The 24,073-nt window shown below is 47.4% G+C and carries 17 protein-coding genes, 4 tRNA genes and 2 rRNA genes; all 23 read right to left on the reverse strand.

Annotated features, from left to right (window positions below):
• Position 1: 1 nt before the first annotated feature.
• Positions 2-316 carry a 50S ribosomal protein L23 gene (rplW, locus tag LZT21_RS01535; RefSeq protein WP_233923294.1) on the reverse strand — a complete coding sequence of 105 codons (315 nt, stop codon included), beginning with the start codon at positions 314-316 and terminating at the stop codon, positions 2-4.
• Positions 313-933, reverse strand: coding sequence for a 50S ribosomal protein L4 (gene rplD, locus LZT21_RS01540; RefSeq protein WP_233923295.1), 621 nt, complete (start codon positions 931-933; stop codon positions 313-315). Before rplD ends, rplW begins: the two co-directional genes overlap by 4 nt.
• 12 nt (positions 934-945) lie before the next feature.
• Positions 946-1,599 carry a 50S ribosomal protein L3 gene (gene rplC / locus LZT21_RS01545; protein WP_233923296.1) on the reverse strand — a complete coding sequence of 218 codons (654 nt, stop codon included), beginning with the start codon at positions 1,597-1,599 and terminating at the stop codon, positions 946-948.
• Between the two features lie 207 nt (positions 1,600-1,806).
• Positions 1,807-2,118, reverse strand: a complete 312-nt coding sequence (gene rpsJ, locus LZT21_RS01550; protein WP_233923297.1) for a 30S ribosomal protein S10 — start codon at positions 2,116-2,118, stop codon at positions 1,807-1,809.
• Between the two features lie 117 nt (positions 2,119-2,235).
• Positions 2,236-3,426 (reverse strand): elongation factor Tu, encoded by a 1,191-nt coding sequence (gene tuf / locus LZT21_RS01555; protein ID WP_233923298.1) that lies wholly within the window; start codon positions 3,424-3,426, stop codon positions 2,236-2,238.
• 71 nt (positions 3,427-3,497) lie between these two features.
• A complete protein-coding gene (fusA, locus tag LZT21_RS01560) occupies positions 3,498-5,600 on the reverse strand; it encodes an elongation factor G (RefSeq protein ID WP_233923299.1) in 2,103 nt (700 codons plus the stop codon).
• Positions 5,601-5,624: 24 nt separating this feature from the next.
• On the reverse strand, positions 5,625-6,095 hold the full coding sequence (rpsG, locus tag LZT21_RS01565) for a 30S ribosomal protein S7 (protein ID WP_068320103.1): 471 nt from the start codon (positions 6,093-6,095) through the stop codon (positions 5,625-5,627).
• Between the two features lie 157 nt (positions 6,096-6,252).
• On the reverse strand, positions 6,253-6,633 hold the full coding sequence (gene rpsL / locus LZT21_RS01570; RefSeq protein ID WP_233923300.1) for a 30S ribosomal protein S12: 381 nt from the start codon (positions 6,631-6,633) through the stop codon (positions 6,253-6,255).
• A 193-nt stretch (positions 6,634-6,826) separates the two neighbouring features.
• Positions 6,827-11,098 (reverse strand): DNA-directed RNA polymerase subunit beta', encoded by a 4,272-nt coding sequence (rpoC, locus tag LZT21_RS01575; protein WP_233989124.1) that lies wholly within the window; start codon positions 11,096-11,098, stop codon positions 6,827-6,829.
• 1 nt (position 11,099) lies between these two features.
• Positions 11,100-15,200 carry a DNA-directed RNA polymerase subunit beta gene (gene rpoB, locus LZT21_RS01580; RefSeq protein WP_233934846.1) on the reverse strand — a complete coding sequence of 1,367 codons (4,101 nt, stop codon included), beginning with the start codon at positions 15,198-15,200 and terminating at the stop codon, positions 11,100-11,102.
• 228 nt (positions 15,201-15,428) lie between these two features.
• Positions 15,429-15,806 carry a 50S ribosomal protein L7/L12 gene (gene rplL, locus LZT21_RS01585; RefSeq protein ID WP_233923303.1) on the reverse strand — a complete coding sequence of 126 codons (378 nt, stop codon included), beginning with the start codon at positions 15,804-15,806 and terminating at the stop codon, positions 15,429-15,431.
• A gap of 36 nt (positions 15,807-15,842) precedes the next feature.
• Complete coding sequence (gene rplJ, locus LZT21_RS01590) at positions 15,843-16,469, reverse strand: 50S ribosomal protein L10 (protein ID WP_233989125.1); 627 nt, start codon at positions 16,467-16,469, stop codon at positions 15,843-15,845.
• 231 nt (positions 16,470-16,700) lie between these two features.
• Positions 16,701-17,402: a 50S ribosomal protein L1 gene (gene rplA / locus LZT21_RS01595; RefSeq protein WP_233923305.1), complete on the reverse strand. Its 702-nt coding sequence runs from the start codon at positions 17,400-17,402 to the stop codon at positions 16,701-16,703.
• A 2-nt stretch (positions 17,403-17,404) separates the two neighbouring features.
• Positions 17,405-17,836 (reverse strand): 50S ribosomal protein L11, encoded by a 432-nt coding sequence (rplK, locus tag LZT21_RS01600; RefSeq protein ID WP_233923306.1) that lies wholly within the window; start codon positions 17,834-17,836, stop codon positions 17,405-17,407.
• A 132-nt stretch (positions 17,837-17,968) separates the two neighbouring features.
• On the reverse strand, positions 17,969-18,541 hold the full coding sequence (gene nusG / locus LZT21_RS01605) for a transcription termination/antitermination protein NusG (protein ID WP_233923307.1): 573 nt from the start codon (positions 18,539-18,541) through the stop codon (positions 17,969-17,971).
• A gap of 7 nt (positions 18,542-18,548) precedes the next feature.
• Positions 18,549-18,926, reverse strand: a complete 378-nt coding sequence (gene secE, locus LZT21_RS01610) for a preprotein translocase subunit SecE (RefSeq protein ID WP_233923308.1) — start codon at positions 18,924-18,926, stop codon at positions 18,549-18,551.
• A gap of 20 nt (positions 18,927-18,946) precedes the next feature.
• Positions 18,947-19,022: transfer RNA gene (locus LZT21_RS01615), tRNA-Trp, on the reverse strand.
• Positions 19,023-19,042: 20 nt separating this feature from the next.
• On the reverse strand, positions 19,043-20,233 hold the full coding sequence (gene tuf, locus LZT21_RS01620) for an elongation factor Tu (protein ID WP_233923298.1): 1,191 nt from the start codon (positions 20,231-20,233) through the stop codon (positions 19,043-19,045).
• Positions 20,234-20,295: 62 nt separating this feature from the next.
• A tRNA-Thr gene (locus tag LZT21_RS01625) sits at positions 20,296-20,370 on the reverse strand.
• A gap of 23 nt (positions 20,371-20,393) precedes the next feature.
• A tRNA-Gly gene (locus tag LZT21_RS01630) sits at positions 20,394-20,467 on the reverse strand.
• Between the two features lie 110 nt (positions 20,468-20,577).
• A tRNA-Tyr gene (locus LZT21_RS01635) sits at positions 20,578-20,663 on the reverse strand.
• 105 nt (positions 20,664-20,768) lie between these two features.
• Positions 20,769-20,882: ribosomal RNA gene (gene rrf / locus LZT21_RS01640) — 5S ribosomal RNA — on the reverse strand.
• Positions 20,883-20,992: 110 nt separating this feature from the next.
• A 23S ribosomal RNA gene (locus tag LZT21_RS01645) occupies positions 20,993-23,867 on the reverse strand.
• Between the last annotated feature and the right edge of the window lie 206 nt (positions 23,868-24,073).

The following is a 24,073-nucleotide window of genomic DNA, read 5'->3' on the forward strand; positions in this document are numbered from 1 at the left end:
GTTAACTTGCCTCCGCTTCAAAGTTAATTTCTTGACCAGGCTTCAAATTGACATAGGCTTTTTTGGTGTGGTCACGACGTCCTTCAAAACGGCCATAGCGCTTCGGCTTGCCTTTTTGATTGACAATTTGTACCGAGTCAACTTGCACCTTAAAGAGTAATTCAACCGCTTGCTTGACATCTAACTTATTGGCTTCGCGAGCAACTTGGAAAACCACTTGTTCATTTTTATCAGCCACCATGGTTGCTTTTTCCGAAATAACTGGACCTAGCAATACCTTCATTAGTTTGTGATCATTTTTGCGCACTAGATTCATTTCAGCAACTCCTCGATTTTTGCAATCGCTGCTTTGCTAACCAATACTTTTTGGAACTGCACCAATGCCAATGGGTCTGCATGCTGTGGCTCCATGACTGCAATTTTGTACAGATTACGTGAAGCCAAGTACAAATTTTCACTAACTTGGTCAACAATGATAAGCACTGAGTCAAGACCCATGGCTTTGACTTTATCGGCTAATTGCTTCGTTTTTGGGGCGTCTAATTTAAATTCATCGATGATATTTAGGCGACCTTCGCGAGCCAACTGCGACAGAATCGATTTCATGCCAGCGCGATACATTTTTTTATTTACTTTGTGGCTGTAATTTACTTCTGGTGAATTCGGGAATATCCGACCGCCTCCACGCCACAGTGGTGATGAAGTCATACCAGCACGGGCCCGACCTGTGCCTTTTTGGCGCCACGGTTTTTTCGTGCTGTGCTTTACTTGTTCACGGTCTTTTTGAGCGCTATTACCGCTGCGCGCATTGGCTTGATAAGCAACCACCACTTGATGAATAAGTGCCTCGTTATACTCGCGCTCAAAAATCTCTGGTGATGCTTGAATACCAGCTGCTAATGTGCCGTTATCTTGGAGAAGCTTAATTTCCATTTGGGGCTCTCCTTATTTTTTCTTCAGCGGTGTTTTAACCGCTGGAGTAACAATGACTTTGCCGCCAGGCGCTCCTGGAACTGCGCCCTTAACCATAATGAGGCTACGTTCTGCATCGATACGGGCTATGACTAAATTTTGTGCAGTACGAGTTTCATCACCAAGGTGACCGGTCATACGCTTGCCAGGAAAAACTCGACCTGGATCTTGAGCCATACCAATCGAACCGGGGACATTATGTGAACGCGAATTACCGTGACTAGCGCGCCCCGACTTAAAGTGGTGACGCTTAATCGTGCCAGCGTAACCTTTACCAATAGTCACGCCTTGTACGTCAACTTTTTGACCAGCAGTAAACGTATCGACGCCGACAACTTGACCGGGCGCGAATTCGCTAACTTTAGCTGAGTCTAGGGTGAATTCATTAAGACCGTTACCTGCCAAAACGCCTGCTTTAGCAAAGTGCCCAGCCATAGATTTAGTAACGCGACTTGCTCTACGGGTACCGTGAGCTAACTGAACAGCATCATAGCCATCAGTAGCCAGGGTTTTCACCTGTGCAACTCGGTTATCGCTAACGTCGATTACCGTGACGGGAATTGCTTCACCTTCATCCGTAAAAAGACGGGTCATGCCGACCTTACGGCCGATCAAGCCTAAGCTCATTTTCAAACTCCACGCCGACTTCGATTGGCCGGCAATAATTTAATAACTAATTTATAAGTAAAATATTACTTATAAATCAATGACTTAAAACAATATTTCAACAAAAATGCATGAAAACTAGGGGTTTTGATGCTGCTATAAACCCGGAAAAGCCTATGATTCTATCCCAGATTCAGGCGCTTAGCAAGAAACCTGGGCTATATAACCTTACTGCAGCTTAATTTCTACATCTACACCCGCTGGCAAATCAAGCTTCATTAACGCATCAACGGTTTTTTCAGTTGGGTCAACGATATCCATTAAACGTAAATGGGTACGGATTTCCATCTGATCGCGCGAGGTTTTATTCACGTGCGGTGAACGCAGCAAGTCAAACCGCTCAATGCGGGTTGGCAATGGCACAGGACCCTTAACAACTGCCCCCGTACGCTTTGCGGTATCAACAATCTCAGCTGCAGATTGATCAATTAAGCGGTAATCAAATGCTTTAAGACGAATACGAATTTTTTGGTTTTGCATAATTTTTCCAAAGAGCAATGCGGTGCTGCCGCGGTTATCTATCTAAAGAGCGCACCTGACTTTGCAGCACAAGGCCAGGTGAATTGCAAACCGAAAACTAAAAAACTAAATCAAACCCTAAGCCAAAATCTTTGCAACTACACCAGCACCAACTGTACGGCCACCTTCACGAATCGCAAAACGTAAGCCTTCTTCCATGGCGATGGGAGCAATCAGTTTTACGGTAATCGTGACGTTATCGCCTGGCATCACCATCTCTTTATCTTTTGGCAACTCAATCGATCCGGTTACGTCAGTAGTACGGAAGTAAAACTGGGGGCGATAGTTGTTAAAGAAGGGCGTATGACGACCACCTTCATCTTTTGACAGCACATAGACTTCAGCGGTGAAGTGGGTATGCGGTGTAATTGAACCGGGCTTCGCTAAGACTTGGCCGCGCTCGACTTCTTCACGCTTAGTGCCGCGCAATAAAATACCGACGTTATCGCCTGCTTGACCTTGATCGAGTAATTTGCGGAACATCTCAACCCCAGTACAGGTGGTTTTGATGGTGGGCTTAATACCGATGATTTCAATTTCTTCACCAACTTTAACAATGCCACGCTCGATACGGCCAGTAACGACTGTACCGCGACCGGAGATCGAGAAGACATCTTCTACTGGCATCAAGAACGCGCCGTCAACTGCACGCTCGGGGGTGGGAATATAAGTATCTAAGGCTTCGGCTAAGGCCATGATGGCGCCTTCACCGAGTTCGCCCTTGTCGCCTTCTAAGGCAAGCTTAGCCGAACCTTTAACGATGGGGGTGTCATCACCAGGGAAGTCGTATTTGGATAAGAGCTCACGCACTTCCATTTCGACTAACTCGAGTAGTTCAGCGTCATCGACCATATCGCACTTATTTAAAAAGACGATGATGTAAGGCACGCCAACTTGGCGGGCGAGCAAAATATGTTCGCGGGTTTGGGGCATTGGGCCATCGGCAGCAGAGACCACTAAGATGGCGCCGTCCATTTGTGCAGCACCAGTAATCATGTTCTTAATGTAGTCGGCGTGACCTGGGCAATCGACGTGCGCGTAGTGACGATTCTTGGTCTCATACTCAACGTGGGCAGTATTAATGGTAATACCGCGAGCCTTCTCTTCTGGCGCAGCGTCAATTTGATCGTACGCTTTTGCTTCGCCACCAAACACTTTAGAGAGCACGGTGGTAATTGCCGCAGTCAGGGTTGTTTTGCCATGGTCAACGTGGCCAATCGTACCGACGTTAACGTGCGGTTTAGTCCGTTCAAATTTTTCTTTTGCCATTTTTTATCTGCCTTCTGTTTAACTAAGTTCAGTCTTCAAAAATTAAGGTTACGTAAAATTACTTTACCGATTTACTTTGATTTGGCTGCCATCACTGCTTCGGCAACATTCTTGGGTGCTTCTGAGTAATGCTTAAATTCCATGGTGTATGTAGCACGACCTTGCGTTAGCGAACGTAAGCTAGTTGAATAGCCAAACATTTCTGCTAAAGGCACTTCAGCGCGCACAATTTTGCCGCCACCAGGAATATCATCCATGCCCTGCAAAATACCGCGGCGTGAAGATAGATCGCCCATTACGTTGCCCATAAAATCTTCCGGGGTTTCAACTTCGACCGCCATCATTGGCTCTAGTAATACGGGTGATGCGCGGCGCATGCCTTCTTTAAAGGCAATGGAGCCTGCCATCTTAAATGCGTTTTCATTCGAGTCGACATCGTGATACGAACCATAGAAGAGGGTAGCCTTGATATCAACTACCGGATATCCAGCTAGCACACCAGCATTTAAGGTTTCAACAATACCCTTTTCAACTGCAGGAATATATTCGCGCGGTACTACACCGCCTTTAATTGCATCGACGAATTCAAAACCCTTACCTGGTGCTTGTGGCTCTAGCTTTAATACGACGTGGCCATATTGACCACGGCCGCCAGACTGCTTAACAAACTTGCCTTCGATTTCATCACAATTTTTTCGAATGGTTTCGCGATAAGCAACTTGCGGCTTGCCTACAGTTGCCTCAACGCCAAACTCGCGCTTCATGCGATCGACCAAAATTTCTAAGTGCAACTCACCCATACCAGAAATAATGGTTTGACCAGACTCTTCATCGGTTTTTACCCGAAACGATGGATCTTCCTGCGCTAAGCGATTTAAAGCTAAGCCCATTTTTTCTTGGTCAACTTTGGTTTTAGGCTCGACAGCTTGAGAAATAACCGGCTCTGGGAAAACCATCCGCTCGAGAATCACAATACTATCGGGATCGCATAGCGTTTCGCCAGTAGTTGCATCTTTTAGGCCTACTGCTGCAGCAATATCGCCAGCGAAAACTTCTTTAATTTCTTCGCGTTGATTTGCGTGCATTTGTAAGAGGCGACCCACACGCTCTTTTTTACCCTTGATCGGGTTGTAAATGGTGTCCCCTGATTTCATTACGCCAGAATAGACACGGAAAAAGATGAGCTGACCGACGAAGGGGTCGGTCATGATCTTAAATGCTAAGGCGGAAAATTTTTCGCTATCCGCAGCTGCTCTGGTCGTTGGGGTACCGTCTTCTTTTTCACAATCGACTGGCGGTACATCTAATGGTGAGGGTAGAAAATCGATAACCGCGTCTAACATGGCCTGTACGCCTTTGTTTTTAAACGCAGTGCCGCAAAGCATTGGCACAATTTCACCGGCAATAGTACGCTGGCGTAGAGCGGCTTTAATTTCTTCTTCCGTTAAGGCTTCGCCGCTGAGGTATTTATCCATCAGCACTTCAGAGCTTTCGGCAGCAGCTTCGAGCATTTTTTCACGCCACTCTTCAGCAGAAGCTTGTAGTTCTGCAGGGATATCAGCATAGGTAAATTTAGTACCTTGCGATTCTTCATCCCAATAAATCGCCTTCATCTTCACTAAATCGACCACACCTTGAAACTTTTCTTCAGCGCCAATAGGTATTTGAATTAAGAGAGGATTGGCTTTAAGGCGGGCCTTCATTTGATCGTAGACCTTGAAGAAATTCGCACCGGTACGATCCATTTTATTCACAAACGCTAAACGGGGTACGCCATACTTATTGGCCTGACGCCACACTGTTTCAGACTGTGGCTGTACTCCGCCTACTGCACAATAAACCATACATGCGCCATCCAGCACGCGCATTGAACGCTCTACTTCAATCGTGAAATCGACGTGGCCAGGGGTATCAATAATGTTAATACGATGCTCTGGATAATTTCCCCCCATGCCTTTCCAGAAGGTGGTGGTAGCCGCAGACGTAATCGTAATTCCGCGCTCCTGCTCTTGTTCCATCCAGTCCATGGTGGCAGCGCCATCGTGAACTTCACCAATTTTGTGATTCACGCCGGTATAGAACAGCACGCGCTCAGTCGTGGTAGTTTTACCTGCATCGATGTGAGCTGAGATGCCGATATTGCGATATCGCTCAATAGGTGTTTTACGTGCCACTGTTGCCTCTTCTTGACTGAATTCTTAGAAACGGAAATGGGAGAAGGCCTTATTAGCCTCAGCCATACGGTGTACTTCTTCGCGCTTTTTCATTGCCCCGCCGCGACCTTCAGCAGCTTCGAGTAATTCATTAGCAAGGCGCTGTGCCATCGATTTTTCGCCACGCTTTTTAGCGGCCTCACGCAACCAGCGCATTGCCAAAGCAGAGCGGCGGGATGGACGAACTTCTACTGGAACCTGGTAGTTTGCGCCGCCAACACGGCGACTCTTAACTTCAACCATGGGCTTTACATTACCCATCGCGGTTGAAAAAATCTCTAGTGGCTCTTTATTGGCTTTTTTCTCAATGTGATCAAAAGCGCCATAAACGATACGCTCGGCTACCGATTTTTTGCCGTCCAACATCAGGACGTTCATGAATTTAGCTACTTCTACATTCCCGAATTTTGGATCAGGAAGAATTTCCCTTTTGGGGACTTCGCGACGACGCGGCATAACAACTCCTATCAGTTCAGTTAGGGGAGACTAATATCAGACTCCCGCTTCGGTTACTCAACTATTTTTAGCTTTAAATTCCTAGGACTAAAAACGAAGTAACCACTTACTTGACTTTTCAGTCAGATACTACAAATACCTACTACAACAGCAAAACTTAAGCAGACTTCTTAGCGCGTTTCGCGCCATATTTTGAGCGCGACTGTTTGCGATCTTTTACGCCCTGCAAGTCAAGCGAACCACGCACAATGTGATAACGCACGCCAGGCAAATCTTTTACACGGCCGCCGCGGATCAGCACAACCGAGTGCTCTTGCAAGTTATGGCCTTCGCCACCAATGTACGAAATAACTTCAAAACCATTGGTTAATCGTACTTTTGCTACTTTGCGTAAAGCAGAATTAGGCTTCTTTGGGGTAGTGGTGTAAACACGTGTACAAACACCCCTGCGCTGCGGACTATTCTGCAGGGCTGGACTTTTGCTCTTAACGGTAAGCCTACTTCTAGGCTTACGCAATAACTGGTTAATTGTCGGCATAAATGGCTCGGTTAGTACTTCTTAATGCTTTTTTATAAGAAAATCAGTAACTTAGGCAACTAATCTCAGATTGCCAAATAAAGCTGATTTCCTACTAATTCAGTAGAACTCAGCATTCTAGCTTGGCCAGCCTTTCCCGTCAACCTGCAACGAGAAAAACTGGCCAGAATGGCAACAAAATGGTGAACTGAGCTTAGCTTTGCTCTGCCTCTCCTTCGGGGGCTGCAACAAGCACTTCGCCCTCAACCGCGAGCTCGGGTGCATTTGCTAAGGCCTCTTCCTCGGCAGCGATCATCTGTGCGCGATCACGCTCAAATTGTTCACGAACCTTACGCGCACGGCGATAAGACAAGCCGGTGCCCGCTGGAATAAGGCGCCCAATAATGACGTTTTCCTTGAGACCACGCAAGGTGTCGACTTTGCCCATAATTGCGGCCTCGGTCAAAACACGTGTGGTTTCTTGGAAAGAAGCTGCCGAAATAAAGCTATCGGTTGATAAAGAGGCTTTAGTAATACCTAAGAGCACATTTTCAAACTGAGCAGGGTGCTTACCTTCAGCAATCACCCGATCATTGGCGTCATACAACTTCGAGCGCTCAACTTGCTCGCCCATAATAAAGCCGGTATCGCCTGGATCGGAGATCTGCACACGGCGCAACATCTGCCGCACGATGACTTCAATGTGTTTGTCGTTTATCTTCACGCCTTGCAAGCGATAAACGTCTTGAACCTCATCAACAATGTAAATGGCTAGCTCTTCTGCGCCTCTGAGTGTCAAGATATCGTGTGGGTCAGCTGGGCCTTCGACAATCATCTCGCCCTTATTTACTACTTGGCCGTCATGCACTAACACTTGTTTCTCTTTGGCAATTAAGAACTCATTGGCCTCGCCATCCATATCGGTAATAACTAAACGCTGCTTACCTTTCGTTTCTTTACCGAACGATACTGTGCCCGTTACTTTTGCCAATACTGCGGCATCTTTTGGCGAACGCGCTTCAAATAATTCGGCAACGCGCGGCAAGCCCCCTGTAATATCGCGAGTCTTTTGTGACTCTATGGGAATACGTGCCAAGACTTCGCCAACTTCAACCTTCTGGCCATCTTTAACGGTAATTAAAGCGCCCACTTGCAGACCAATGGTGACCGGATGGTCGGTGCCCGTAATCATGACTTCAGCACCTTGATCGTCGATCAAATTAATCACCGGCCGAACCCCTTTGCTAGCTGCACTTCTCCGCTTGCCGTCAATAACGACTAGGGTTGAAAGACCCGTCACCTCATCGACCTGCTTGGCAACCGTCACTCCCTCTTCCACATTATCAAAGCGCGCAATACCAGCGTACTCTGAAATAATAGGACGAGTTAAGGGATCCCAAGTGGCCAAACTAGCGCCTGCTTTAACTGCAGCGCCTTCTTTTAAAACTAATGTTGCGCCATAAGGTACTTTATGCCGTTCGCGTTCGCGGCCATTATCATCAACGATGAGTGCTTCGCCTGAACGAGAAATCGCCAATTGCTCACCTTTGGCATTTTTAACCATGCGCATCGATGAGGAAAACTTCAAAGTACCGCTTGATTTTGCTTCAACATTACTTGCCACTAGTGCCCGTGATGCAGCACCGCCGATGTGGAATGTACGCATCGTTAACTGTGTGCCAGGCTCGCCAATTGACTGAGCAGCAATCACGCCCACTGCCTCACCAACGTTAACCAGACCACCACGTCCAAGATCACGGCCATAGCACTTCGCACATAAACCATAACGAGTTAAGCAAGATAAGACGGTGCGTACTTTCACTTCATCGATACCCAGTGCCACAATTTGATCGACATGATCTTCATCAAGCAAGGTATCGTGTGGAATGATGACTTCCTGCGTCTCGGGATTGAGAATATCTTCGATACAGACCCGACCCAAAATGCGGTCGCGTAAGGCCTCAATAATTTCCCCGCCCTCAACTAGCGCCTTCATGGTCACGCCACTGGTAGCACCACAATCATCTTCAATGACCACTAAATCTTGGGTCACATCGCATAGACGGCGTGTTAAATAACCCGAGTTTGCGGTCTTCAACGCTGTATCGGCTAAGCCTTTACGTGCACCGTGGGTAGAAATGAAATACTGCAAAACATTCAAACCTTCACGGAAATTAGCCGTAATTGGCGTCTCGATGATTGAGCCATCAGGCTTTGCCATCAATCCACGCATACCAGCCAACTGACGTATTTGCGCAGCTGAACCACGCGCACCTGAATCGGCCATCATGTAAATGGAATTAAATGATTCTTGACGGGCTTTATTGCCGTTGCGATCTAAAACCTCAACGTGCGATAACTCATCCATCATGGCTTTACCAACCTGATCGCCAGCCGCGCCCCAAATATCAACCACGTTGTTATAACGCTCTTGATTGGTTACTAAGCCCGACATAAATTGCTTGTCGTACTCTTTCACCTTATTGGAAGCATCAGTAATGATGCGCTCTTTAGCATGCGGAATTAGCATGTCATCAATTGCAATTGAGATACCTGCTTTAGTGGCTAAACGGAAACCCGCTTGCAAGAGTCGATCAGCAAAAATCACCGTCTCGCGCAGGCCACACTTCCGAAATGAAGTATTAATAAGCCGCGAAATTTCTTTCTTCTTAAGTGGCTTGTTAATCTCTTCAAAGGACATGCCTTTAGGCAAAATTTCAGACAAAATGGCACGGCCTACTGAGGTTTGATAAATCGTTTTTTTCTCGGCAAAACGGGCGTCGCCCTCGGCCTTCTTATCAACAATATCAAACTCGGTAATTCGCACGGCAACACGGGAAGCTAACTCAACTACACCAGCTTCATAAGCCCGCACAACTTCAGTGATATTGGCAAAAACCATACCTTCACCTTTGCCGTTAATCTTGTCGCGAGTAGCGTAGTACAAGCCCAATACAACGTCTTGTGACGGCACAATGGATGGCTCGCCGTTAGCAGGGAACAAGACATTGTTCGAGGCCAACATTAAAGTGCGTGCTTCCATTTGCGCTTCGAGCGACAAAGGCACGTGCACCGCCATTTGGTCGCCGTCAAAGTCGGCATTAAATGCTGCGCAAACTAAGGGATGCAACTGAATCGCTTTGCCTTCAATCAACATTGGCTCGAAAGCCTGAATACCAAGACGGTGCAATGTAGGTGCACGATTGAGCATGATTGGATGTTCACGAATGACTTCTTCGAGAATGTCCCATACGATTGGCGTTTGACTCTCAACTTCTTTCTTTGCAGCTTTAATGGTAGTTGCAATTCCTAAAGTTTCAAGCTTGTTGAAAATAAATGGCTTAAATAATTCTAAGGCCATTAATTTTGGCAAACCGCACTGATGCAATTTCAAGGTTGGGCCAACCACAATGACTGAACGGCCAGAATAGTCAACGCGCTTGCCTAACAAGTTTTGCCGGAAACGACCACTCTTACCTTTAATCATTTCAGCCAAAGACTTGAGAGGGCGCTTATTGGCGCCAGTCATGGCCTTACCGCGACGACCGTTATCAAGTAATGAATCAACGGCTTCTTGTAACATGCGTTTTTCATTACGCACAATGATTTCAGGTGCGCGTAACTCTAGTAAACGCTTTAAGCGATTATTACGATTAATAACACGGCGATAAAGATCATTCAAATCAGAGGTAGCAAACCGACCGCCATCCAAGGGCACCAAGGGGCGCAACTCGGGGGGTAACACTGGCAGCACTTCCATGATCATCCAGTCAGGCTTGATTCCTGAGCTCTGGAATGCCTCTAATACTTTCAAGCGTTTTGCATACTTCTTAATCTTGGCATCGCTACCGGTTGCCTTTAAATCGGCACGGATAGTTTCAACCTCGCGATCAATATCGATTGAGCGCAACAGATCACGAATGCCTTCAGCTCCCATAATGGCTGTAAATGCGCCATCACCGAATTCTTCAAGTTTCGCGTTGTACTCTTCTTCCGACATAATTTGGCCGCGCTTCATCGCTCCCTCGGGAGTTAAGCCAGCATCAACCACCACATATGCTTCAAAGTACAGCACCCGCTCGATATCACGCAAAGTCATATCGAGCACCATGCCCAAGCGGGATGGCAATGATTTTAAGAACCAAATATGCGCAACGGGTGCTGCTAACTCAATATGACCCATGCGCTCACGGCGCACTTTCGCCAAAGTAACTTCAACGCCACATTTTTCGCAAATAACCCCACGAAATTTCAAGCGCTTGTATTTACCGCATAAACATTCATAGTCTTTAGTTGGACCAAAAATCTTGGCACAGAATAAGCCGTCGCGCTCTGGTTTAAAAGTGCGATAGTTAATCGTTTCTGGTTTGCGTACTTCACCAAATGACCACGAACGAATTTTTTCGGGAGAAGCGAGGCCAATTTTAATGACATCAAACTGCTCTTCGCCCTGTGTTTGCTTAAATAGATCGAGCAATGCTTTCATATCAGTTACGCTCCATGTCAATGTCAATACCCAACGAACGGATTTCTTTTACCAGCACATTGAATGATTCGGGCATGCCCGCATCAATCGTATGCTCGCCTTTGACGATGTTTTCATACACTTTGGTTCGGCCTGTAACGTCATCCGACTTCACGGTAAGCATTTCTTGTAATACATACGCTGCACCGTAAGCCTCTAAGGCCCACACTTCCATTTCACCAAAGCGCTGACCACCAAACTGGGCTTTACCACCCAATGGCTGCTGGGTTACCAGCGAGTACGGCCCAGTTGAGCGGGCGTGCATCTTGTCATCGACCAAATGGTGGAGTTTTAAGACATGCATTACGCCAACTGTGACAGGACGCTCAAATTGATCACCAGTACGACCGTCACGCAAAATCATTTGTTGCCGTGACGGTGTCATTTGGAGTGCAGCAGCAACCTCTTCTGGATAAGCTAAATCGAGCATCTTGCCAATTTCTACTTCGGTAGCCCCGTCAAACACGGGCGTCGCGAATGGCAAACCTTGACGCAAATTTTCAGCCAGCATATTGACTTGTTCATCCGTAAAGCTGTCGATATCCTCAACGCGCCCAGTTTCGTTATACAACTGCTTCAAGAACTTGCGCATTTCGGCCTGCTTCACATGATCTTTAATCATGCTGTCAATTCGCTTACCAATACCTTGGGCAGCCCAACCTAAGTGGGTCTCTAAGATTTGACCCACATTCATCCGTGAGGGAACGCCTAAGGGATTCAGTACGATATCGACGGGACGGCCATCAGCCATAAAAGGCATATCTTCGGCAGGTGCAATTTTAGAAACCACACCTTTGTTGCCGTGACGTCCAGCCATTTTGTCGCCAGGCTGTAAGCGGCGCTTCACCGCTAAATAGACTTTCACCATTTTGGTTACGCCTGGCTGCAAGTCATCGCCTTGAGTCAGCTTGGTCTTCTTCACTTCAAACGCATCATCAAATTGCTTACGCTTGGCTTCAATGGAAGATTTAATCGCCTCTACTTGCATAGCGACATCATCATCCGCCGGGCGAATATCGAACCAATGGTATTTATCTAAGTCAGTCAAATACTCTTGGGTTATTTTGCTACCCTTGGCCAATTTTTTCGGACCGCCATTAGCGACCTTATTCATGAGCAATTTCTCTAGACGGCTAAATGCATCGCCCTCTACGATACGCAATTGATCATTTAAGTCGAGCCGATAACGCTGTAGCTCTTCTTGAATAATGGCTTGTGCGCGGGCATCACGATCAATACCTTCACGCGTAAAGACTTGTACGTCGATAACAGTACCAATCATGCCGGAGGGCACACGCAAAGACGTATCCTTCACATCAGATGCTTTTTCTCCAAAGATAGCCCGTAAGAGCTTTTCTTCAGGAGTCAGCGTGGTTTCGCCTTTCGGGGTTACCTTGCCTACCAAGACATCGCCTGCTTCAACTTCAGCGCCAATGTAAACAATACCGCTCTCGTCCAAGCGAGAAAGTTGTGACTCCGCTAAATTAGAAATATCACGGGTGATTTCTTCCGAGCCTAATTTAGTATCGCGGGCCACGACCGATAATTCCTCAATATGAATTGAGGTATAGCGATCTTCAGCAACAACCCGTTCAGAAATTAAGATCGAATCTTCGAAGTTATAGCCATTCCACGGCATAAATGCCACGGTCATGTTTTGCCCTAATGCCAACTCACCTAAATCGGTTGAAGCGCCATCAGCAACTACGTCGCCGCGCGCAACCTGATCGCCAACCTGCACGATGGGGCGCTGATTAATATTCGTATTTTGATTCGAGCGCGTGTATTTAGTGAGGTTATAAATATCTACACCAACCTCGCCAGCTGCGGTTTCATCATCATTAACCCGAATCACAATTCGATTGGCATCAACATAATCAACTAAACCGCCACGCATCGCCAACACGACAGTGCCCGAGTCAACTGCCACAATACGCTCTAAACCAGTTCCTACTAATGGCTTATCAGGACGTAAACAAGGCACTGCTTGACGTTGCATGTTCGCACCCATCAGGGCGCGGTTAGCGTCATCGTGCTCAAGGAAGGGCACTAATGATGCAGCCGCAGAAACGATTTGACTTGGGGCGACGTCAATAAAGTCAACCCGATCTGGGCTAAGCATTAAGGTTTCACCAGCCTGACGTGCAGAAACTAATTCATCGGCTAATTTCCCGTTCTTATCGATCGTGGCATTAGCCTGAGCAATAACATACTTCGCTTCTTCGATAGCCGATAGATACATGACTTCATCAGTTACCTTGCCATTATTAACTTTACGATATGGGGTTTCTAAGAAACCGTGCTCGTTTAAGCGGGCAAATAAAGCGAGGGAGTTAATTAGTCCAATGTTTGGTCCCTCTGGCGTTTCAATTGGGCAAACTCGACCGTAGTGCGTTGGATGTACGTCACGCACCTCAAAGCCGGCACGTTCGCGCGTTAAACCGCCAGGTCCTAAAGCAGAAATACGCCGCTTATGCGTAATTTCTGACAGCGGGTTGGTTTGGTCCATAAATTGCGAGAGCTGTGATGAGCCAAAGAACTCACGAATTGCCGACGAAATTGGCTTGCTATTAATTAAATCATGCGGCATCAAGTTTTCAGTTTCAGCTTGGCCTAAACGCTCTTTAACTGCACGCTCTACTCGAGATAAACCAGCGCGGAATTGATTCTCTGCTAACTCACCTACACAACGTACACGACGATTACCGAGGTGGTCAATATCGTCCACTTCGCCTTTGCCATTCCGCAGGTCAACTAAACACTTAATGGTGTCGAGAATGTCTTCATTGGATAAAACCATTGCGCCTTCCATTTCTGGACGACCCAAGCGGCTATTTACCTTCATGCGACCGACGCGGGATAAATCGTAGGAGTCTTCGTTATAAAACAAGCGTTGGAACAAGGCCTCTACTGCATCTTCTGTAGGCGGCTCACCAGGACGCATCATGCGATAAATAGCAATACGAGCAGCAGTTTGATCGGCAGTTTCATCAGCACGCAAGGTTTGCGAAATATAAGCACCACAATCTAAATCATTGGTATAAATTGTTTCCAGTTGCTTAATGTTGGCATCACGCAATGTCGCTAATAGTTCTTCGGTAATTTCATCGTTGGCATAAGCTAGGATTTCGCCCGACTCGGGATCAACAATATTTTTTGCCACTACCCGACCAACTAAATAATCATCAGGCACAACAATGCTCTTCGTTTTAGCGGCCTCAAGATCACGAATGTGTTTAGCATTAATGCGCTTGTCTTTCTGAATCACGACTTCGCCGTTTTTATCCAAAATATCAAAGTTGGCTAATTGGCCACGCAAACGCTGTGGCACAAATTCCATCGAGGCGCCATTAGGGCTTAAGGTGAAATGATCAAAATTAAAGAAATTGGCCAAAATCTGTTCGTTGCTTAAACCAATTGCCTTCAGCAAAATGGTTACGGGCATCTTGCGACGGCGGTCAACCCGGAAATACAAAATATCTTTAGGATCAAACTCGAAATCGAGCCATGAGCCACGGTAAGGAATAATGCGAGCAGAGAACAGCAATTTGCCGGAACTATGCGTTTTACCTTTGTCGTGCTCAAAGAACACGCCAGGCGAACGGTGTAACTGCGAAACAATCACACGCTCGGTACCGTTAATTACAAAAGAGCCATTTTGGGTCATGAGCGGAATCTCGCCCATATATACTTCGCTCTCTTTTACTTCCTTAACCTTAGTTGGCGCTTCGCGATCATAGATGATCAAACGCACCTTGGCGCGTAAGGCAGAGTGGTAGGTATAGCCCCGTTGTTGACATTCTTTAACGTCAAATGGGGGTTGCGATAATTGATATGAGACATACTCCATGCGTGCATATCCATTGTTTGACACAATGGGAAACGCTGAAGTAAAGGCTGCCTGTAAGCCCTCATTAATGCGAGACATGGCCGGTTTTTCGGCCTGCAAAAATTTTGCATAGGACTCAAGCTGGGTTGCAATCAGGTAAGGAACCTGGTGATTATTAACGCGTTTAGCAAAACTTTTGCGAATACGCTTACGTTCGGTGAAGCTATAGTTCATTTCATCTCCGAATTCAGCGACTGAGCAAAGATTTGGCGGTTGGCCTCTACCAACCACTGGCGGACAACACTAAACCGTATCGATTTAGTGCCCGACCAAACTTGTCTTCTGCAGTCGTATCAGAAGGCAAACCTGATTTCAATTCAACAAATGAAATCGGGTTTGACCTCTAAAAAGTCAAACCAAAATAGCCAAAGCCCTGCAATGCAGGACCATGGCTTTTTTAAATTACTTAATTTCGGCTTTAGCGCCGGCTTCTTCAAGTTTCTTCTTGGCTTCTTCAGCAGATTTCTTGTCGACGCCTTCTTTAATTGGCTTGGGTGCACCATCGACTAAGTCTTTTGCTTCTTTAAGGCCAAGTGCAGTGATTTCACGTACTGCTTTAATCACAGCAACTTTGTTACCACCAACCTCAAGCAAGTTAACCGTAAATTCGGTTTGCTCTTCGGCAGCAGCTGCTCCACCGCCGCCGCCAGCTGGGCCAGCTACAGCCATTGCTGCTGCTGATACGCCAAACTTCTCTTCAAATGCCTTCACTAGATCGTTCAGATCCATTACCGACATTGTGCCTACTGCTTCAATAATTTCTTCTTTGGTAATTGCCATTTTTAGCTCCTAATACTTAAATAATTAATCCGGCGCTTATTCAGCAGCGGGGGGTTCAACATTGGGTTGGTCGGCTGCTTCGACAGCGGGCGCTGCTTCGGCGACAACTTCAGCAGGCGCTGCTTCTGCTACTGCTTCGCTTGCTGCAACTGGTGAAGCTGCAGGTGCAGGAGCACCAGCGGCTTTTTGCGCAGCAACTGCACCCAACACTCGGGCCATCGCTGAGACAGGGGCCAACATGACACCCAACAACTGCGAAAGCAATTCGTCACGACTTGGAATCGTTGCCAACGCTTTCACACCATTGACGTCTAACATCTTGCCGTTATACAGACCTGCTTTAATGACTAGATGCTCTTGAGTTTTAGCAAATTGCTGCAGGACCTTTGCAGATGCAATAGGGTCAACAGAAATGCCGTAAATCAAGGGTCCAACCATCGAATCGGCCAGAGGCTCAAATTGGGTTCCTTGTGCAGCACGACGCGCCAACGTATTTTTTAGAACACGCAAATAAACACCTTGGGCACGCGCGTTTGCACGCAGCGTCGTCAGCTCGCCAACGGGAATGCCCCGATATTCAGCCAACACCACCGTTTGAGCCGCCGCCAATTGTGCGCCGACATCAGCAACAATCGCTTTTTTGTCTTCTACATTCAAAGGCACGGTTTAACTCCTCCAAAACCAACTGCTACCAGTTGGGTGCTTCATACACCAGCGTCTGATTCGTCAATCGCACAAACTGCTACGAATGGGTTCCAGGCTCGCCATCTGCGTTGGTTATTGCAATTGCAATGATTAAGGGTTCAATGAGTACCACCATTTACCCCACCAACGGTCTTTGATGTTCGACACTTTTACAGTGCCGACCCAAAGTTCTTTTTTGTTACCAGCGCCTTACTGAGCCGCTTGTAACGAAGTTTGATCCACGCGTACACCAGCACCCATCGTGCTGCTAACCGCGACTTTCTTTAAATAAATACCTTTAGTTGAAGTAGGCTTCGCCTTGTTTAATGCCTCAAGCAGAGCAAGTAAATTACTCTTTAGCGCAGTTGGCTCAAACGAACGACGGCCAATACTTGCATGCACAATGCCGGCCTTATCTACACGAAATTGCACTTGACCTGCTTTAGCATTTTTAACTGCAGTAGCAACATCTGGCGTCACCGTACCAACTTTAGGATTCGGCATTAAACCGCGTGGGCCCAAAACTTGGCCCAAGGTGCCAACGATTTTCATCGTGTCTGGCGAGGCAATCAAAATATCGAAATCGATTTTTCCGCCTTTAATTTGTTCAGCTAAATCTTCCATGCCAACAATTTCTGCACCAGCAGCTTTAGCTTGTTCGGCTTTCTCGCCTTGGGCAAAAACTGCTACTCGCACATGCTTACCAGTACCTGCGGGCAATACTACTGCGCCACGCACCACTTGGTCGGATTTTTTAGCGTCAATGCCCAATTGCACAGCAACGTCAATCGACTCATCGAATTTAGCAGTGGCACATTCTTTAACTAAGTTGAGCGCGTCATCTAAGGAGTAAAACTTGTTACGGTCTACTTTGGCTTGAATGACTTTGGTGCGCTTGGATAATTTTGTCATGATTAGAGGCCCTCAACCGTAATGCCCATCGAGCGAGCGCTACCTGCGATCGTGCGCACGGCAGCGTCCATATCGGCAGCAGTAAGATCGGGCATTTTTGTTTTAGCAATTTCTTCAGCTTGTGCCCGGCTGATTTTTCCCACCTTATCGGTATGAGGACGCGGCGAACCTTTTTCAATTTTGGCCGCTTTCTTAATTAAAATTGAAGCAGGCGGGGTCTTCATCACAAACGTGAAGCTCTTGTCTGCAAAGGCAGTAATCACGACGGGAATAGGTAAGCCAGGCTCCATGCTCTGGGTTTGAGCATTAAACGCTTTACAAAATTCCATAATATTGAGGCCGCGCTGACCTAAAGCTGGTCCAACGGGGGGTGATGGGTTGGCTTTTCCTGCAGGAATCTGCAGTTTTATAAAGCCAATAATTTTCTTTGCCATGAATTACTCCTAAAAAGCGCGCCGCGTGTTCATTAATAGAATACAAAGCCGCCGTTGAGTAGACGCTTCACCAGATTTGGCAATGCTGGATCGGCTCCTCGGTTACTGCAAATACGAAAAAACTAAAACAAATTACATCTTTTCCACTTGGCCAAACTCGAGCTCAACTGGCGTACCGCGACCGAAGATTGTAACAGAAACACGTAAACGTGACTTCTCGTAGTTCACTTCCTCGACATTGCCATTGAAATCGGTAAACGGGCCTTCTTTAACCCGCACCATCTCGCCAACTTCAAATAAGGTCTTCGGCTTAGGTTTATCAACCCCAGCCTGCATTTGATCCATGATTTTGCTGACTTCGGCAGTTGAAATGGGGGAAGGGCGATTGCGCACTCCACCGACAAAACCCGTAACTTTGGGGGTATTTTTGACCAAATGCCAGCTTTCATCGGTCATTTCCATCTCAATGAGTACGTATCCAGGGAAAAAACGCCGCTCTGAAACCGACTTTTGCCCCGCTTTAATCTCTACAACCTCTTCAGATGGCACCAAAATACGGCCAAATTTATCGAGCATGCCCGATTGGGCGATCCGCTCTTCCAGGCCCTTTTTCACGCTTTTTTCCATGCCGGAGTAGGCGTGAATCACGTACCAGCGCATATTGCCAGTGGCTTGGGGGTTGGTGGCTAATTCTGCATCAATCATTTTTTACTCACTTCCAGCCCAACAGGACTGAAAAAACTAACCATTCAATTAATTTGTCTGCAAACCATAAAAATAGCGACATGATTAGGACAAAGCCAAAAACAACCAGAGTCATTTGGGTTGCTTCTTTGCGGGTGGGCCAGACTACCTTTTTGACCTCATACCAAGACTCTCTTGCATAAACAATGAAACGTTTGCCCTCTGGGGAGATGGCAACAATACCTACTGCCAGTGCAATACCGCCAAACAAAATTGCTAAACGCAGCCAAATTGTTTGATCAATCAGGATGTAATACAAAACTAAAGCAACAATAACGATAGCTACTGCAAGGAAGGTAACCCAAGCAGATTTAGATTCGTTATGACTAAGCGACTGTTGTGACATGTAATTTCAATTCAAACGTGTGGCAGGGGCGGAGGGCATCGAACCCCCAACCTTTGGTTTTGGAGACCAACGCTCTGCCAATTGAGCTACGCCCCTATTTTTCAATTAATCAAACCCTAAGCCAAAATCTTTGCAACTACACCAGCACCAACTGTACGGCCACCTTCACGAATCGCAAAACGTAAGCCTTCTTCCATGGCGATGGGAGCAATCAGTTTTACGGTAATCGTGACGTTATCGCCTGGCATCACCATCTCTTTATCTTTTGGCAACTCAATCGATCCGGTTACGTCAGTAGTACGGAAGTAAAACTGGGGGCGATAGTTGTTAAAGAAGGGCGTATGACGACCACCTTCATCTTTTGACAGCACATAGACTTCAGCGGTGAAGTGGGTATGCGGTGTAATTGAACCGGGCTTCGCTAAGACTTGGCCGCGCTCGACTTCTTCACGCTTAGTGCCGCGCAATAAAATACCGACGTTATCGCCTGCTTGACCTTGATCGAGTAATTTGCGGAACATCTCAACCCCAGTACAGGTGGTTTTGATGGTGGGCTTAATACCGATGATTTCAATTTCTTCACCAACTTTAACAATGCCACGCTCGATACGGCCAGTAACGACTGTACCGCGACCGGAGATCGAGAAGACATCTTCTACTGGCATCAAGAACGCGCCGTCAACTGCACGCTCGGGGGTGGGAATATAAGTATCTAAGGCTTCGGCTAAGGCCATGATGGCGCCTTCACCGAGTTCGCCCTTGTCGCCTTCTAAGGCAAGCTTAGCCGAACCTTTAACGATGGGGGTGTCATCACCAGGGAAGTCGTATTTGGATAAGAGCTCACGCACTTCCATTTCGACTAACTCGAGTAGTTCAGCGTCATCGACCATATCGCACTTATTTAAAAAGACGATGATGTAAGGCACGCCAACTTGGCGGGCGAGCAAAATATGTTCGCGGGTTTGGGGCATTGGGCCATCGGCAGCAGAGACCACTAAGATGGCGCCGTCCATTTGTGCAGCACCAGTAATCATGTTCTTAATGTAGTCGGCGTGACCTGGGCAATCGACGTGCGCGTAGTGACGATTCTTGGTCTCATACTCAACGTGGGCAGTATTAATGGTAATACCGCGAGCCTTCTCTTCTGGCGCAGCGTCAATTTGATCGTACGCTTTTGCTTCGCCACCAAACACTTTAGAGAGCACGGTGGTAATTGCCGCAGTCAGGGTTGTTTTGCCATGGTCAACGTGGCCAATCGTACCGACGTTAACGTGCGGTTTAGTCCGTTCAAATTTTTCTTTTGCCATTTTTTATCTGCCTTCTGTTTAACTCTTTAATTAATTAAATCTATTCACTTGCACAAAAAACATGGTGCCCATGGGCAGGATCGAACTGCCGACCTCTCCCTTACCAAGGGAGTGCTCTACCACTGAGCCACATGGGCAAAATCTACTGCTGATATTCAGCTGGAGCGGGTGAAGGGAATCGAACCCTCGTCATAAGCTTGGAAGGCTTCAGCTCTACCATTGAGCTACACCCGCAGCGTTTTATCAACTCATTCGCCAACTATCTTCACTCAAATCTCTTAACCCGCTGCTTATTGCTAATTCCTACCGCCACTACTGAGAAGCACTACTGTATTCTTTACATCTGGTGGAGAGAGTTGGATTCGAACCAACGTAGGCGTAAGCCAACAGATTTACAGTCTGCCCCCTTTAGCCGCTCGGGCATCTCTCCGCGAACCGAACATTTTCACCTGAACCAGCCGGCATGTCAATCTGTAAGTCCTTTTCCCACAAGTAAAAACGCCCAGACCTAAGAGGGTCTGGGCGTTACATTGGTGCCCGGCAATTACCTACTTTCACACGGGTAATCCGCACTATCATCGGCGTTGAGTCGTTTCACTGTCCTGTTCGGGATGGGAAGGGGTGGTTCCAACTCGCTATGGTCACCGGGCGTAGAGGGTGGGGTTGTTTATTCAACAACCCCATTTGAGTAAGCAAATTTGGATAGCGATTCAATTTATATCAATCGCACAAACATCCAACACCAATGGTGCTGGTTATAGGATCAAGCCTAACGGGCAATTAGTATCGGTTAGCTTAACGCATTACTGCGCTTCCACACCCGACCTATCAACGTTGTGGTCTTCAACGACCCTTTATGGAGCTTAAAGCTCCGGGAGATCTCATCTTCAGGCAAGTTTCCCGCTTAGATGCTTTCAGCGGTTATCTCTTCCGTACATAGCTACCCTGCGATGCTTCTGGCGAAACAACAGGTACACCAGCGGTACGTCCACTCCGGTCCTCTCGTACTAGGAGCAGCCCCCGTCAAATCTCCAACGCCCATGGCAGATAGGGACCAAACTGTCTCACGACGTTTTAAACCCAGCTCACGTACCTCTTTAAATGGCGAACAGCCATACCCTTGGGACCGGCTACAGCCCCAGGATGAGATGAGCCGACATCGAGGTGCCAAACACCGCCGTCGATATGAACTCTTGGGCGGTATCAGCCTGTTATCCCCAGAGTACCTTTTATCCGTTGAGCGATGGCCCTTCCATACAGAACCACCGGATCACTATGACCTGCTTTCGCACCTGCTCGACTTGTCGGTCTCGCAGTTAAGCACGCTTTTGCCATTGCACTTTAGGCACGATGTCCGACCGTGCCAAGCGTACCTTCGTACTCCTCCGTTACACTTTGGGAGGAGACCGCCCCAGTCAAACTGCCTACCATGCACTGTTCCCGACCCAGATAATGGGCCAAGGTTAGAACCTCAAACAAACCAGGGTGGTATTTCAAGGTTGGCTCCATCAGGACTAGCATCCTAACTTCAAAGCCTCCCACCTATCCTACACAGACCGGTTCAAAGTCCAATGCAAAGCTACAGTAAAGGTTCATGGGGTCTTTCCGTCTAGCCACGGGTAGATTGCATCATCACAAACATTTCAACTTCGCTGAGTCTCAGGAGGAGACAGTGTGGCCATCGTTACGCCATTCGTGCAGGTCGGAACTTACCCGACAAGGAATTTCGCTACCTTAGGACCGTTATAGTTACGGCCGCCGTTTACTGGGACTTCAATCAAGAGCTTGCACCCCATCATTTAATCTTCCAGCACCGGGCAGGCGTCACACCCTATACGTCCACTTTCGTGTTTGCAGAGTGCTGTGTTTTTATTAAACAGTCGCAGCCACCTTTTTATTGCAACCCCTTTGCCCTTCCGTTGTTCACGGTCAAGCTACCAGGGCGCACCTTATCCCGAAGTTACGGTGCAAATTTGCCGAGTTCCTTCTCCTGAGTTCTCTCAAGCGCCTTAGAATACTCATCTCGCCCACCTGTGTCGGTTTGCGGTACGGTCTTGTTAGACTGAAGCTTAGAGGCTTTTCTTGGAACCACTTCCAATTGCTTCGCGAGCAAGCTCACTCGTCCCACACCCTTGAATTACGCTACCGGATTTACCTAATAGCCATCTCCAATGCAGGAACCGGGAATATCCAACACCCGGACAACTTTCCGCGATCCGTCCCCCCATCGCATCTAACAATGGTCAAGGAATATTAACCTTGTTCCCATCAGCTACGCATCTCTGCCTCGCCTTAGGGGCCGACTCACCCTGCGCCGATGAACGTTGCGCAGGAAACCTTGGGCTTACGGCGAGGGGGCTTTTCACCCCCTTTATCGCTACTCATGTCAGCATTCGCACTTCTGATACCTCCAGCATGGTTTACACCACACCTTCACAGGCTTACAGAACGCTCTCCTACCATCACATTGCTGTGATCCGCAGCTTCGGTTATATGCTTAGCCCCGTTACATCTTCCGCGCAGGACGACTCGATCAGTGAGCTATTACGCTTTCTTTAAAGGATGGCTGCTTCTAAGCCAACCTCCTGACTGTTTTAGCCTTCCCACTTCGTTTCCCACTTAGCATATATTAGGGACCTTAGCTGGCGGTCTGGGTTGTTTCCCTCTTGACACCGGACGTTAGCACCCGATGTCTGTCTCCCGTGCTTGCACTCATAGGTATTCGGAGTTTGCTATGACGCGGTAATCCGCAATGGACCCCACAATCATGACAGTGCTCTACCCCCTATGGTGATACACGAGGCACTACCTAAATAGTTTTCGGAGAGAACCAGCTATTTCCAGTTTTGTTTAGCCTTTCACCCCTATCCACAGCTCATCCCCTAACTTTTCAACGTTAGTGGGTTCGGTCCTCCAGTACGTGTTACCGCACCTTCAACCTGGCCATGGATAGATCAACTGGTTTCGGGTCTACACCCAGCAACTAACGCCCTATTCGGACTCGCTTTCGCTACGCCTTCCCTATTCGGTTAAGCTTGCTACTGAATGTAAGTCGCTGACCCATTATACAAAAGGTACGCAGTCACCCCTTACGAGGCTCCTACTGATTGTATGCATGCGGTTTCAGGATCTATTTCACTCCCCTCCCGGGGTTCTTTTCGCCTTTCCCTCACGGTACTTGTTCACTATCGGTCGATTACGAGTATTTAGCCTTGGAGGATGGTCCCCCCATATTCAGACAGGATTTCACGTGTCCCGCCCTACTTGTCTCTAGCCTAGTACCACCCAATAATTTTCACATACGGGACTATCACCCTATATTGTTGGACTTTCCATTCCATTTTGTTAATTACTGAGCTATCACTAGAAGGCTCTTCCCATTTCGCTCGCCACTACTCTGGGAATCTCGGTTGATGTCTTTTCCTCTCGCTACTTAGATGTTTCAGTTCACGAGGTTCGCTCCACACACCCTATGTATTCAGGTGTGGGTGCCGCAAAAGCGGCGGGTTTCCCCATTCAGAAATCCCCGGATCAAAGCTTATTTGCCAGCTCCCCGGGGCTTATCGCAGGCTATAACGTCTTTCGTCGCCTGTAATCGCCAAGGCATCCACCACATGCACTTATTCACTTGATCCTATAACGAGCACCATTGCTAGTAACCGTTACAGGTTTTTACTTCTACTTCTGACATGTTTGCGCCGTAATCCAAACAATTTAAAACTCTTGCTTGTATTACTTTTGATTGATGATTCAATCACTACCCATATTACTTGTCTGATGCACTCTCAAAGATACATCAGACACTTTGCTTACTCAAATTTTTAAAGAACAGCCAAAAGA

It is taken from the genome of Polynucleobacter sp. IMCC 30228 (genome assembly GCF_021395205.1).
In the GTDB taxonomy this organism is placed as follows: domain Bacteria; phylum Pseudomonadota; class Gammaproteobacteria; order Burkholderiales; family Burkholderiaceae; genus Polynucleobacter.